This window comes from Echinicola pacifica DSM 19836, from assembly GCF_000373245.1.
Classification (GTDB): domain Bacteria; phylum Bacteroidota; class Bacteroidia; order Cytophagales; family Cyclobacteriaceae; genus Echinicola; species Echinicola pacifica.
Window position 1 is genome coordinate 901654 of sequence record NZ_KB890739.1, and the last position, 15431, is coordinate 917084.

Annotated in this window: 8 protein-coding genes; 6 read left to right on the plus strand and 2 right to left on the minus strand. The window is 45.6% G+C overall.

The features are described 5' to 3' along the window. The first annotated feature begins 235 nt into the window (after positions 1-235). From B050_RS0108210 to B050_RS0108235, 6 genes are all read left to right on the plus strand, one after another. Positions 236-4378: a hybrid sensor histidine kinase/response regulator transcription factor gene (locus B050_RS0108210; RefSeq protein WP_018473429.1), complete on the plus strand. Its 4143-nt coding sequence runs from the start codon at positions 236-238 to the stop codon at positions 4376-4378. A gap of 623 nt (positions 4379-5001) precedes the next feature. Next, a complete protein-coding gene (locus B050_RS0108215) occupies positions 5002-6060 on the plus strand; it encodes an NHL repeat-containing protein (protein ID WP_018473430.1) in 1059 nt (352 codons plus the stop codon). Between the two features lie 26 nt (positions 6061-6086). Beyond that, entirely contained in the window at positions 6087-8411 is a 2325-nt protein-coding gene (locus B050_RS0108220; protein ID WP_018473431.1) for a PSD1 and planctomycete cytochrome C domain-containing protein, read from the plus strand. Between the two features lie 28 nt (positions 8412-8439). Next, positions 8440-9933: a DUF1501 domain-containing protein gene (locus B050_RS0108225; protein ID WP_018473432.1), complete on the plus strand. Its 1494-nt coding sequence runs from the start codon at positions 8440-8442 to the stop codon at positions 9931-9933. 97 nt (positions 9934-10030) lie between these two features. Continuing rightward, entirely contained in the window at positions 10031-10762 is a 732-nt protein-coding gene (locus B050_RS0108230) for a TylF/MycF/NovP-related O-methyltransferase (RefSeq protein WP_018473433.1), read from the plus strand. Positions 10763-10896: 134 nt separating this feature from the next. Further along, complete coding sequence (locus B050_RS0108235) at positions 10897-11754, plus strand: SDR family oxidoreductase (RefSeq protein ID WP_026235740.1); 858 nt, start codon at positions 10897-10899, stop codon at positions 11752-11754. A gap of 130 nt (positions 11755-11884) precedes the next feature. On the opposite strand, the gene B050_RS0108240 is transcribed toward B050_RS0108235, so the two are convergent. Both B050_RS0108240 and B050_RS0108245 read right to left on the minus strand, forming a co-directional pair. Beyond that, positions 11885-12292 carry a DUF2541 family protein gene (locus B050_RS0108240; RefSeq protein WP_018473435.1) on the minus strand — a complete coding sequence of 136 codons (408 nt, stop codon included), beginning with the start codon at positions 12290-12292 and terminating at the stop codon, positions 11885-11887. Between the two features lie 426 nt (positions 12293-12718). Then, positions 12719-14878 (minus strand): catalase, encoded by a 2160-nt coding sequence (locus B050_RS0108245; RefSeq protein WP_018473436.1) that lies wholly within the window; start codon positions 14876-14878, stop codon positions 12719-12721. Positions 14879-15431 lie beyond the last annotated feature (553 nt).

Genomic DNA, 15431 nt, shown 5'->3' on the forward strand with positions numbered 1-15431 from the left:
CCAGGTTAAAAATTTGATAAATGACCTATTTTCTGTAGAATTGAAACTATTTTACTATAAGAATTTCATTACTAGAAAGGGTTTTCATTTCAATCATAAGGTTTTGACCGTGAATTGAAGGGTGGATTGTGGAGGATGTCTGGGCTCGTCCATGGTTATACTCCAAGCCTTGCAAAAGCGAATAAAACGCCAAGGCTCAGCGCTAAGGATTATGAAGACTGAAAAATAGAGGTTAATGAATAAACACCCAAAATATACTCTCAAATATGCCCTTAAAATTGGGCTGGTATATTGCTGCTTTTTAGTTTTTCACTTATGTTTTATTTCGCCAGCATCCGCCAATGACGGACTCAATAACTTCAAGCATATCTCCACCTCTATTTATTTTTCTTTAAATCCCGTGACTGATATCGCTCAGGATAGCAAGGGGCGGATGTGGTTTGGAACTAGAAATGGCTTGGTAAGGTATGATGGAGATAAGCTAGCATATATCAAAAACGACTCCTTTCCAAAGACCAATCTAAATGAAATTCGGGATTTAATTTTCGACGCTAAGGGCAAATTGTATTTTGTGAGTCCTAAGCACCTGAGTACCTATAATCCCGAAACCAACCAGTTTGAGGTTTTAACACTTCCGGTAGCCTTTGATATGGATAGTGATTTCTTCTTTAACTCACTTACAGTAGGGATTGAAGGGGAAATATGGCTAAATACCACTAAGGGGATATTGGTATATAATGAGGTCGAACAGACCATACGTAAGGTCACCGTGGATGCTATTGGCCTCAGGAAAGAAAATTCTTTCCAAAAAAATGTGATCTACAGTTCTCCGGGCGGGGACCTCTGGATAGGCTCCCGAGATGGTCTAGGACATTATAATGGAAAAGAATCCGGTAATATTGATATTATCAGTTATCCCTTTCAAGGCCGCCTGAAGGACCGGAATGTGGACATTAATGTGCTCATGGCAGATCCTTATGACCGGATTTGGGTCGGTTTAGAGGATGGTCTATATTATTTGGATAAGCGCACGGGTAAGGTTCACAATATGACTTATTTGCTCCGCAGAGAGCAGGTGAATACCCATGTACGAGCGCTTACCTTGGACGATCAAAACCGCCTATGGGTGGGGACTTTTGATGGGATAGCAGTGATCGATCTGTCTTTTGAGGTGACGGTGATCAAGCACAATTCCCATATAAATAGCCTTAGTGATAATAAGATCAGGTCCTTATTCAGCGATAATGCGGGCTCCATCTGGGTGGGGACCTACTATGGTGGAGTCAACTATCGCAATCGCCAGCAACTCAACTTCTCCAAAATAGACGATTCTGGTGGCAGCCAGCTCAGCTATAAGGTGGTCAGCAGCATGGTGCAGACAGAGTCGGGGAGGATATACTTCGGCACAGATGGCAAGGGGCTGACGTATATTGATAAAGAGGAGGAGCAATACCATTATATCCATACCATAAATGACAGCGTCCAAATCAAGTCTGTTAAATCCCTGCTTGTGGACCCACAAAATAGACTTTGGGTGGGAACTTTCAATGAGGGATTATTCTGCATCTCCAAGGAAGGAGATATCCGGCAGGTTGCTCTTAGTCCTTCCCGCCCCTTCTCGCCCCTGGCCAATAGGATCATCAGTCTGGAAAATGGACCTAATGGCAAAATCTGGCTCGGAACCCTGACCAGAGGAGTAAGCCTCCTCGATCCACAGACTAATACGGTGAGAGAAATACAGCTGATCTCCCTAAAAAACTCCAACCTTAGCAATGTCATAAGGATCCTGCATATGAAGGATAATGGGGAGCTACTGGTGGGGACTTCCACTGGGATAGGCATCCTGACTCTGCCGCCTTCCTCAAGTGAGCAGGCGCATGTGCTACCGATATATGTAAGGGATAATGAGCAAATGGATGTGGATATACAGGATATCTATCAGGATTATCAGGGGGAGATCTGGGTCGGCACCATCGATCACGGCTTGTTTAAGGTGGAAGGAAATCATCTGGTGTCCCAAGGACTCGAGTCCATCACGACCGTATATGCCATTCAGCAGGATGTAAATAAGACCTTTTGGCTCAGCTCCAATGAGGGGATCGCTCGGTACAATCCTGAAAATAAGGTCTTGCAAATCTATGGGGATAAGCAGGGAGGGATGGATAATGAGTTTAATAAATCCTCCAAATTACTGTCCCGGGAAGGTAAGATTTATTTTGGTGGGGCCTCGGGCGTGACTACCTTCTATCCCAATGAGCTGGTCTCCAAACATCGGGAAAACCCCAAAGTACTAATCACTGGCCTTCAGGTGGAGGGCAGGGCCATTCTGCCGCGGGACAGTTCCGGGATTCTCGATCGGTCCATAGAATTTGTAGATCATATCAGACTGAGCCATCAGCAAGGTTCTTTTACCTTGAATTTTGCGATTCCCAATTATATCGATGCCACCAGAAACAAATTTATGTACCGCTTGAAGGGACTGGATGAAAGCTGGCAGACCAGCAGCCTGCCCTTCGTAAGCTATACCATTCAAAATGGCGGCGATTATACCTTTCAGATCAAGAGTGTATCCGGTGAAGGCTTTGCTACAGGGGAGATTACTGAATTATCAATAGAGGTGCAGACCCCACTGTGGAAGAGGTGGTGGATGATTTTGATCTATATTTCTTTGGTAGCCATGATGATCGCCGCAGCCGCCTATATTTATTTGTCACGACTGCAATTCAGGCATAAGCTGGAAATACAAACCCGGGATGCCATGAATGAGCAGATTGAGCATAAGAATAAAATCCAATTCTTCACCAATGTTTCACATGAGTTCAGGACCCCGCTCACCCTTATTTCCGGACCGCTGGAGAGGATCCTGGAAGAATATAAAGGCCCTCATAAATTGTATATGTCTCTGTTGAATATCAAGAAAAATTCGGATCAGCTGTATAAGTTGGTGGATGAATTATTGGATTTCACCAAGTTTGAGCATAGCAGGATGAAGCTGGAAGCCTCGCAGCAGGACATAGTGCCCTTCGTCAGAGGCTTGTACGAGACCTTTGTTCCTTTAGCCAAATGCAATAAGATCGATTATACTTTTCAGAGTTCTGACAAATCCATCGTCATTCCTTTTGATATGGCCAAGCTCGAAAAGGTGATTTATAATTTGATTTCGAATGCCTTTAAGTACACCCCCAATAAGGGTAGGGTTTCTGTAAGCATCACACCCTCAGGAGAATATATAGCCCTTGCCATTCAGGATTCCGGCATCGGCATGGAGGAGATTGAGCTCGACCATATTTTTGAGAGATACTATGAGGTGCCTGATGGAAAAATCAATGGTCGATATAAGTCGGCTTCCGGGATCGGTTTGGCCATCGTGAGAGATATCATGGAGCTTCACCAGGGCAAAGTTTCCGTCACCAGCACTAAGGATTCTGGCAGTGTCTTTACCGTTTTTCTCCCCCTCCTTCATGAGGATTTTCTGGATCTGCCTGCCACCAAAGACAAGCAGCCCAAGGAGCAAAAAAGGCTAAGGACAATTGATAAGCCGACTTTAGCTGGTTCTTTGGTGGATCAAAATCCCGTGGTGGAAGACCAAAAGGAATATACACTGCTTTTGGTGGAGGATAATCCGGAGATGGCCAGGTTTATCACCGACGTATTGAAGCCTTACTATACCGTAATTTGGGCACAAAATGGCTTGGAAGGCTATAAAATCGCCTCGCTAGAGCAGCCAGATCTAGTGGTCAGTGATGTGGTCATGCCTAAGCTTGGAGGAATTAAATTAGGAGAAAAACTTAAAGGCAATCCTAAAACCTCGCATATTCCCTTGATTCTGTTGACAGGAAATAAGCTTGATTATACCAAAATCCAAGGTTTAGAATCCGGAGCGGTCGAATTGCTATTCAAGCCTTTTGACATCAAGGAATTACTAATGAAATGCCAGAATATATTGGCAAATCAGCATCATCTGAAAGAGAAAATATCAGAGAAATCCCCAGCGATGGAGAAGGAGGTGCTTTCCGAGGATGATAAATTGAAGGTCAAAGCCTTTGGAATTATTGACTGTAATCTGTCCAATGAGCAGTTTACCGTGGACCAGTTCGGCGAGGATCTGGGAGTCAGTCGAACCATCCTCTATACGAAATTCAAGGCCTGGACCAACCAAACGCCCAAAGAATGGATCCTTCAGCGCAGAATGAAAAAGGCGGCCATGCTCATAGAAAGCAATAAATGTAAGATCTCTGAGGTGGGCTACCAGGTGGGGTTTAAGGATCCTAGTTATTTCACCAAGTCGTTTAAGAAGTTTTTTGGCCTGGGGCCAAAGGAATACGCTGAAAAATTTAAGGATCAGTTTATCTATGATAATTTCCGTTCTGATAACTAGGGCTCTTTTCTAAACCTAATATAATAAGGTAGCGATAGGGTAGATACGAAGTCGAAGAACACCGTGACTTTCTTTGTCACCGATCTGTAAGGATTGAAATTTATAAATCCTTAATTTAATAGTTGCTTTTGGGTTAATAGTACCCCTTGAAAATACGGCCTTTATTCAGAGGAATAAAGCGTTCCTTTTTACCCGAAATTTCTCAGGAATAATAATAGTTTTTGGATGGGTTTTTTTGGGGATTAATGAAAATTGTTTTTGCCATTACAATTTTATATGTCCTAGATAATATAGCCTGTGCAAAATAGTAGCAGTGCTCAAAGTTAGGCCAATTGCCATTAATATGCCTATAGTACCAATTAGCTGCTTTTAGCCAAAGGCTATCACAAATCACCTTTTAATTGTGCTTGGAAACCGAGTCAGAATTTACGGAATCGATTCCGCTAATAGGGGGCGGTAATATTGAAAAGCTGGATTTTTTATTGTTAATTGAATGGTTTGGAGTCGCAGTATTTTAATAAAATGAAGATGAGTTTAGGCTTACTGAAGTTTTGTTTAAGTATAGTAAGTAGAGATTCTATATTGTAAAAAAAGATATATTCCCAATAAGATATTACCCACTAATGAAGCTTAGTCCCAAGGTAGAATTACCTCATTCTCGAAGAAAATTCATTCAAAAAAGTAGCCTGGCTCTGGCCTCAGGCCTTCTTATTCCAAATATTAATTTTGGTTATTCGAAAGATAGCGATACAGTTGGCCATGGTGACTTCACCTATAAGGTGCATAAAGGCTGGGGGACTCAGGATCCCACGATCTATCCAGTAAAAGACTGCCATGAGATGGTGCAGGATGCTCAGGGCCGCTTAATATTATTGACCAATGAAACCAGGAATAATATCTTATTCTATGATCGATCTGGAAAGGTAGAGAAGTCCTGGGGACATGATTTTCCTGGGGCTCATGGCCTGAGTTTGCATGATGAAAATGGAGAGGAATTTCTCTATATCACCGATCATGATCGCCATCAGGTATTCAAGACCAGCCTGGATGGTCAAATACTCTTGACCTTGGACTACCCGAAGGAAACGGGCCAATACGAATCTCCGGAGCAATACCGGCCTACCGAAACGGCAATTGGGCCAAATGGGGACATCTATGTGGTGGACGGATATGGCAAAAGTTTCGTGATTCAATATTCCCCGGAGGGGGAATATATCCGTCACTTTGGGGGCACTGGTGAGGGAGATAACCAACTGAAACAGGCTCATGGTATTTGCCTTGACAGCCGTGGGGAGGCTGCCGAACTGATTATCACTTCCCGATTGGCGCATGAGTATAAGAGGTTTTCCCTCGATGGTGAGCATCTTAATACCATCTCTGCCGCCAATTGCTGGATCAACAGACCTGTGATCAAAGGTGATAACCTATATTTCTCAGTTCTCAGAACCGAGAGCCGTAAGGATTATGATGGTCTGGTGGTGGTGTTTGACGGAAAGGATCAGATGGTTTCGGCTCCAGGAGGATCTGCTCCTGAGTATCAAGACGGGGTCCTACAGTCGATCAAATACGATGGGCAGACCTTTATGAATCCACATGATGTTTGCATTGATGAGGATGAAAACATCTATATTCCTCAATGGAATTCCGAAAAGACCTATCCAGTAAAGCTTGAGCGAATTTAAATTACCCAAAACACAATACCTATATTATGCTACCGATCAATAAATGGACTAGGAAATTATGGCTTCCTTTCTCAGCTTTGATGCTGACAATGGGGCTGATGATATCCTGTGAAAAAGCGGGTGGGGAAAGTGACAAGGTGGATTTCAATGCAGAAGTAAGGCCGATCATAAACACTAAATGCATTACCTGCCACGGTGGCGTGAAGCAATCGGGCAAATTCAGTTTACTTTTTGAAGAGGAGGCCCTGGAGCCAAATAAGTCGGGTAAGCCGGCGATCATTCCCGGTCATGCCAGTGACAGTGAGATGATCAAACGGATCTTACACAGCGACCCAGAGCAGCGTATGCCGCCGGAAGGGCCGCCACTGTCCAAAGCGGAAGTGGAAATCCTGAAGAAATGGATAGATCAAGGCGCTAAATGGGAAGACCATTGGGCTTTTGTGCCGCCAGAATCTCCTGAGCTGCCGGAGACGGATCATGAGGAATGGATAACTAATCCCATCGACCAGTTTGCCCTGGCCAGGATGGGGGAGCATGGACTGGAGCCCTCTCCGGAGGCAGCACCAGAGGTATTGATCAGACGGCTGAGTCTGGATCTGGTGGGACTTCCTCCCAGGGCGGATCATATTCAGCGCTATCGCGCAAAACCAACGAAAGAAACGTACAATGATATCGTGGACGAGCTATTGGATTCTCCGCATTACGGCGAAAGATGGGCCGCTATGTGGATGGATCTCGCTCGCTATGCAGATACTAAGGGCTACCAAAAAGACCGCCATCGCCCCATGTGGAAATACAGGGATTGGGTGATCAAGGCTTTTAATGCAGATATGCCTTTTGACCAATTTACGGTCGAGCAGCTGGCGGGGGATTTACTCCCTTCTCCCAGTCAGGACCAGTTGATCGCCACGGGATTTCATCGCAATACCATGACCAATGATGAGAGTGGTACAGACGATGAGGAATTTCGGGTGTCGGCAGTTCTGGATCGAGTCAATACCACCTGGGAGGTTTGGCAGGGCATCACCATGGCCTGTGTACAGTGCCATAGCCATCCCTATGATCCGATCAAGCATGATGAATTTTATGAATTCTATGCGTTTATGAATAATACCCAGGACGCTGATACCTGGACGGATACGCCTACCATGCCCGTGTTTACCGAGGTGCAGGAGGACAATCGCGAGGCCATTATTCACTGGCTGGACAGCGTAAAGGCGGGGGGACAAGAAAAGACCTTAGCTTCCCTGGTGGCGGCAAAGGAAAAAGAATTGCATTCCTTCCGAGGGGAGCCCTTGCCCATTATGAAGGAGCTTCCTGCGGAAGAACAACGGACGACCTTCGTTTTTGAGCGAGGCAACTGGATGTCACATGGCAAGGAAGTTCAGCCTGGCGTGCCGGGGTCTATGCCTGCCATGCCTGATGGAGCACCGCAGAACAGATTGGGAATGGCCAGGTGGCTGGTAAGCGATGATAATCCCCTCACTGCCCGCGTGACGGTCAATAGGATTTGGGGCCAGCTATTTGGCCGTGGTATCGTGGAAACACAGGAAGATTTTGGCTCCCAAGGCATTCCACCTACCCATCCGGAGCTTTTGGACTGGCTGGCAGTAAGTTTTAGAGAAGATCATCAGTGGCATATAAAGTCATTTGTCAGGCAAATCGTGAGTTCGTCCACCTATAAGCAAAGTTCAAAGATGAGCCCAGCGCTCAGAGATAAGGATCCGGCCAATTACTGGCTGGCCCGTGGCCCGAGGGTACGGCTTACCGCAGAGCAGGTTCGAGATCAGGCTTTGGCGGTAAGTGGACTGCTCAGCCCGCAGCTGCTTGGACATTCGGTGATGCCTCCGCAGCCGGATGGAATCTGGCAGGTCATCAATAACCCCGAAAGATGGGTGACCAGTGAGGGTGATAACAGGTACCGAAGGGGGCTATACACCTATTGGAGGAGGACCAGCCCTTATCCTTCCATGGTGGCCTTTGACAGCCCCAGCAGAGAGTTTTGCATCAATCGGCGGATCTCGACCAATACGCCTTTACAGGCATTGGTGACCCTGAATGATCCCGTGTATATCGAAGCCGCTCAGGCGCTGGCTAGGAGAATGGTGGAGCAGGACTCAGACCTGGCGGATCAGCTGGAAGCTGGATACCTGCTGACCCTCTATCAGGAGCCTTCTGAAGAAATATTAGCTTCCCTGGAGAATCTCTACCAAAAGGCCAAAGGCCACTTTGAGAGCTCTGGCGAGCGTATGGAGGCTGATGGCCAAATAGTGGAGGATGTGCATATGAATGCCATGACCATGGTGGCCAATGCCTTGCTCAATACCGATAGTTTTGTGACCAAAGAATAGTTGTTCCGCTTAAAAATCAATTACTGATATGAATATTTTTGAAGAAGCTCAGATACGAAATGCCGAACTCAATACGCGCAGGCACTTTCTCAAAAAATGTATTTCAGGAATGGGCGGATTAGCCTTAGGCTCACTCATGGGCAGCGGTCTGGTAGGATGTAGTTCTGAGACCAATTCCGCAGGCTTGGGCAGGGATTTAGCCAATCCCATGAAAGCCTTGCCTTCACATTATTTCCCTAAAGCCAAACGGGTAATTTACCTGCATATGGCTGGAGCACCTTCACAGCTGGAATTGTTTGATTATAAGCCTCTGCTCCAGGAGCTGGATGGCAAGGACTGCCCACCATCTTTGTTGGAGGGGAAGCGATTTGCTTTTATCCAGGGGACTCCGCAGATGTTGGGACCGCAATTTGACTTTCAGCAATATGGTCAGTCTGGTGCCTGGGTTTCGGATCGATTGCCACATTTTAAGGAATGTGTGGATGATGTAGCTTTCCTGAAAGCCATGCACACAGATGAGTTTAACCATGCCCCTGCACAGCTCCTTATGCAGACGGGAAGTGCTCGCCTCGGTAAGCCTAGCATGGGTTCCTGGGTGACTTATGGCCTCGGATCGGAAAACCAAAACCTTCCTGGTTTTGTGGTTTTGGTGTCGGGAGGGATTACTCCCAGTGCAGGTAAAAGTATCTGGGGAAGTGGATTTCTTCCCACCGTCTATCAGGGCGTGCAATGTCGCTCACAAGGAGACCCCGTATTATACCTATCTGACCCCAAAGGGGTGAGCAGAGACCTGCGTGAGCAAACCATCAGCACTATCAATGAGATCAATCAACAGCAATATTCTGATATTGGTGATCCGGAAATTATGACCCGTATTTCCCAATATGAAATGGCTTATAAGATGCAGATGTCTGTGCCGGAGACCATGGATATCAAGGATGAGCCCGAATATATCCATGAGATGTATGGCACCGAGCCCGGCAAAGCGTCTTTTGCCAACAATTGCCTGCTGGCACGAAGGCTGGCGGAGAAAGGTGTGAGGTATATTCAGCTCTATCACTGGGGATGGGACTCCCATGGCTCCAATAAGATGGAAGACCTTCACCTCGGATTCAACGACCGCTGCCAGGAGGTGGATAAGCCAATGGCGGCCCTGATCAAAGATCTGAAACAAAGGGGACTTCTCGATGATACCCTTGTGGTCTGGGGTGGGGAGTTTGGACGAACTCCTATGCGGGAAAATCGTGGTGGAAAAGAAATGAGTTTTATAGGTAGGGATCATCACCTCGAGGCCTTCACGATGTGGATGGCTGGCGGAGGTATCAAGCCGGGAATCAGCTATGGCGAAACCGACGAGATCGGCTACTATGGCACCAAGGACCGTGTCCATGTCCACGATCTGCAAGCGACTATCCTTAATCAGCTGGGATTAGACCACAAAAAACTAACTTATCATTTTCAAGGTCGCGACTTCCGATTAACGGATGTTCACGGAAATGTGATCGAAAAAATCATTGCCTAGCCTATTTTATTGATTTTTCCTGAATTAATACACATAGAAAAGGGTGTAGGAAGGGTGATATTTTGTAAATTAAACCCTACCCAAAATAACCTCTACTATGAATAATTACTTTGTGATCAATCCGCCTTTTTGTCGGACCAATCATTCTAATGAGCGCTTTGTTTTTATTAATAAGCTCCTAAAAAAAATCGGACTTCGGCTTACTGGCTCCTTCGATACGGCGGCAGATATGAACAGCCTGGAGCAGCGCATTAATTTCTTCCACCTTTTACGTTCTGTATTGGATAATGACATCCCAGGTGAGCTGGTGGAGCTAGGGACCTTTACTGGCCAGTCTGCTTTATTATTTCAGAAGACCCTCTCGATACAGCCGAGCAGTAAATCCCTTCATCTTTATGATAGTTTCAACGTGCAGTTTAAGGAATCTGGGGATGTGCTGGAGGTGCTGAAGGCTAACTTCATTAAGGCTAAGCTTCCCATTCCCCATATTCACAAAGGGCTCTTTGAGGATACTATTCCTGAGCAACTTCCCGAACAGATCACCTTTGCTCATATCGACTGCGGCTGGGGAGGGGATCCCAAAGTCCATGAGGAGCTAATCCTCTTTTGCATGAAGCATATTTATCCCCGTCTTTCCCCTGGAGCAGTGTGCGTTTTTATGGATTATTATGATCCAAAGATGAATCCCTTTGTGCCTAAATCATATCACTTGGACAAAATTAATATTGGCGTAAGGAAGGCAGTGAATGATTTCTTTAAGGATAAGATTGAAAAGCCCTTCTTACTCTACGGTGGCCAAGCCTCCCATGGATATATTATCAAACAGTAAGTGGAAGTTTATATATCGTCTGCTGGGTCTTTAATATAATTTTAACCATAATTTTATAGATTAAAATATGCTTTACCTCTGGGTTTTGGCTTTATTGTTGATGTGTCTTGGCTGAAACTAAAACCACTAAAACTATGGAAACTAAAAAAGGAAAACCAGGACAGCATCAGGAGGAACAACCCGGGAAAGAGCATGAGATGTATCCTAAGCCGGAATATATACGATCAGATTATCAGGGAAGCGGAAAGCTAAAAGGCCAGGTGGCCATTATCTCTGGCGGGGATAGTGGCATAGGGCGAGCGGTGGCTGTTCACTTTGCTGCGGAAGGCGCCAATATTGCGATCATTTATCTCAATGAAGATAAAGATGCGCAAGAAACGGTACGTTTGGTAGAAAAACATGGGCAAGAAGCTATCGCCATCAAGGCAGATCTCAGCAGGAAGCAGGAGTGTTTTGATGCGGTCGAGAAAACGATCTCTGCCTTTGGTCAGCTGGACGTTCTCGTGAATAATGCTGCTCAACAGTACGTGCAGGAGAGGCTGGAGGATATCAGCGAGGAGCAGTTGCGACACACTTTTGAGACGAATATATATTCCTATTTCTTCCTTACTCAAGCGGCCTTGCCGCATCTGAATAAAGGGGCGGCGATTGTGAATACGGCTTCTATAACCGCCTATCGTGGTAAGCCGACTTTAATAGATTATTCTTCCACCAAAGGGGCTATCGTGGCCTTTACCCGTTCTTTGGCAGGCAACTTGGCAGATCGTGGAATTAGGGTCAATGGGGTGGCACCCGGACCGATATGGACTCCACTTATTCCAGCTTCCTTCTCTGAAGAGAAAGTAGCGGAATTTGGGGTGGATACTCCACTGGGAAGACCTGGGGAGCCATCGGAGGTCGCCACCGCCTATGTGTATCTGGCCAGTAAGGATGCTAGCTATATGTCCGGCCAATTCCTCCATCCGAATGGAGGGGAAGTGGTCAATACCTAATGATTGCAAATGATTTACTGCAACCAAAAGGAGGAAGGCATCTATTGCCTTCCTCCTTTTTTAATTGACTTTCGCCAACTCCTTACTGAATATCGACATTCAGAGGGTGGATGCGGTGCTGGATTTGGCCTTATCGATCCTCCTTGCCCCAAATTTCTACTTTTGCTTTTTTGGTAAGTACGACCTTGCCCTTGGTATCATATTCCAATTCTATATAGTCGATTTTCCCTCCTTTGTCAGGAACTGCATAGGCCAGAGAGGACATTCCCTTCGTCAAAACGCCCAGACCTTTGGCGTCATAATCGGCTCGCTCTCCTCCCTTCATCACTATGCTGATTTGCTTGAGTTCGAGGGTCCCCTGGACACATTTGAGCTTGATTTTGTTCACGGTATTTTCTTTGCCCAGCAGATTTACCTTATCGGTTTCATTTTTGAAGGCCACCGTTTTTTCGGCGAGCTTGATCCAATTGTCATTCTGGCATTGACCGGAAAACGCCAGAGAGAAGAAAAAGAGTGTTAAAATTAAATACTTCATCATACAGTTTGGTTAGAAAAACATAGTGTAATTTAATAAATATTAATTGAATAGTTATATATTTTTCCCATAGATCAGTGATGGAAAGGTTTGCCCAGCCAGGTTTTATTAATAGGATATCACTCAGGGATTGGCTCCATGGGAGGAGATTCGGATCAATATATAACCTCTGTGCATTCAGTGATTTGCCTATTAAAAGCCTCGCCCAACTTTTTCTAATAACCCGGTGCTCAAGGAGAGGCTTTCTATTTTTCGGTTATGTCTGGAATGGTTAGTATTGCCAGCCATTATTCTCAAACCACCATGATAAATCAGAATATGAGAGGCCACATTGGAGGATCAGGGGGATAAAAAATAAAACCCCTTGGCCATACAGTAAGTGAATTACAGAAGACCAAGGGGTAGGAGAAACCGTGTGACACCTGCTAATTAGGCAGGGATATCACAGGAAGAAGATCGGTCCCACACTCTGTGTTTTGCAGCGGTTTTCAGGAAGCCATCTACATCTCCATTGGCTATAACCCCAATTTTCTCTAGCTCCGCACCGCTATCTGTGCTGATTTTATGTGCTTCTGTGGCTTCCCAGAGGGTCTTACCCTGACCATCCATTCCTATAGCTTTGCAATGCTTGAACATCTCATTGACGAAAAGGATGGCATCTGGATTTTTGGTGAGCATCTCTGCGCTGTCTTTGCCATCAGGGAGATAGACGGCATCGAAGATCACCGATGGGGAGGTGAGGAAAGTGGTGTCCACCTTGATATCATCTCCCTCGGCAGATTTTATCTTACCTAGCTTGGTGCTCACAATTTTCACATTCGCACCTTTTTCTGAAGCCATTTTCTTAAGAGCCTCTATGGATTTACTGCTGACTCCAGCCGCTGCCAATACCGCAAAATCCCTTCCTTGGACGGAATTGCCATTTCGGAAGCTCATACTTAGTGACTCAGATTTTTTTACTGAAGGTTTGGCAGGTCCTGATTGGTAATCCTCTGGATCCCCATCTGCAGGAATGCTCTGATTTAGGTCCATATCGAGTTCCACCGGTAAGTCCAAGCCTAGATTCTCGGCTATTTCCTCTGCCAAATCCTCATTCACCTCAGATAGCATGGCGACCACCCGCTTGTGGATGTCCTCGCGGCTTACCTTACTTAGCTCAAAGGTCAGTGCCTGCTTAATATGCTCTTTTTCTACGGCCGTCTGGCTATCGAAAAACATCTTTGCCTGGCTATAATGATCAAAGAAGCTCTTGCTTCTCTCCTTGATTTTATGTCCGGAAACCGGCTCTTGATAATGGGTAAAACCGCCATTCTTCATTGCTGATTGGAATGGGCAGCCACCTCCGGTTTGATTGGGGTGATAGCTGCTTTGACCCTCATTGATGGTCTGCCGGCCATAGCCATCTCGCTGATTATTATGTACCGGGCATACCGGACGATTTATCGGAATCTCATGGAAGTTGGGTCCGCCGAGGCGAATCAACTGCGTGTCGGTATAAGAAAATAATCTGCCTTGGAGCAGCGGGTCATTGCTGAAGTCTATTCCCGGTACCAGATGCCCAGGGTGGAAGGCCACCTGCTCCGTCTCCGCAAAGAAGTTTGCAGGGTTTCTATCCAATACCATCTTACCGATGATCTTGACAGGAACAAGCTCCTCAGGGATCAACTTCGTGGCGTCGAGGATATCAAAGTCAAATTTGTGTTCATCTTCCTCAGGGATAATCTGCACGCCAAGCTCAAATTCCGGGTAATTGCCATCTTCAATGGATTTCCACAGATCCCTTCTTAAGAAATCCGGGTCATATCCGCTGATTTTCTGCGCCTCATCCCAGGTTACACTGTGCACCCCGTTCTTAGGCTTCCAATGGAATTTTACGAAGTGTGACTTGCCTTCCTTATTTACAAAGCGGAAGGTATGTATTCCAAAGCCTTCCATCATGGAAAAACTCCTCGGGATGGCTCGATCACTCATCACCCACATGATCATATGCATGCTCTCTGGCATCAGGGAAACGAAATCCCAAAAAGTATCATGGGCAGAAGCGGCCTGTGGAATCTCATTATGCGGCTCAGGCTTTACGGAATGGATGAGGTCAGGGAATTTTACCGCATCCTGAATAAAGAATACGGGAATATTATTGCCTACCAAATCATAATTGCCTTCCTCAGTATAGAATTTCACTGCAAATCCACGCACATCACGCGCCAGATCTGTACTTCCCTTAGAGCCCGCCACAGTGCTAAACCTAGCGAATACTGGTGTTCTGGTACCTGGTTTCTGAAGAAAATTGGCCATGGTGTATTCCTCAAGGTTTTCGTAAGACTCAAAATACCCGTGCGCCCCGGCTCCACGAGCATGCACCACGCGCTCAGGAATTCTCTCATGATCAAAATGCGTCATCTTCTCTCTGAAATGGAAATCCTCCATTATAGATGGTCCACGCTGTCCCGCTTTTAGGGAATTTTGATCATCATTTATCTTCAGACCTTGGTTGGTGGTCATCGCCTGATCATCCCCGCTTACTGTGTTCTTGTTGAGATCTTTCTGTTTGGCATTTTCACCTGCCTCAGATGGTTTGTTATTAGCCATTGGTAGTGGTTTTAGTGGTTATGTATTAGTTCCAAAAAAAATGTCCTTAACTATACCTGATTTTTCCCCACATAGGAAAAGTCCTAATAGGTGAATAATACCATAAATAGTTATAAAGACACGGTAAGCACTTTATGCTAAATTCATGCCTAAATGGAGAATTTTGAGAAAAAATTGCTGAATTTCATACTTCAAGTGTAGTTGAATGATTTATTGATGAAAAATTACATTAAAACCATAGTTTTACACCAGATTATAAAGAAGAAGATTCCTCCGCTCAGCTGGTATTAATTGATCCGCAAAAGGAGGGAAGAAAATGGAGCAAAGTCATAAAGCTGGCGAATAGCAGGGGGAGGAGATCCGGAGGGGTCTGCTGATGGAGGAGCAGGGGAGGTCGGTCGGCGGGGGCATGGAAATAGCCAGGTTTAGGCTGTTGGCTGGACGGAAATAAGTTGATAATTTTTATTTTCCTCCCAAATAGTTACTTCCATCCATGGAATATTGATTAAATTGCCTGTCAAAATTAATTTTTGCAAAATTAACCATAGCGTAG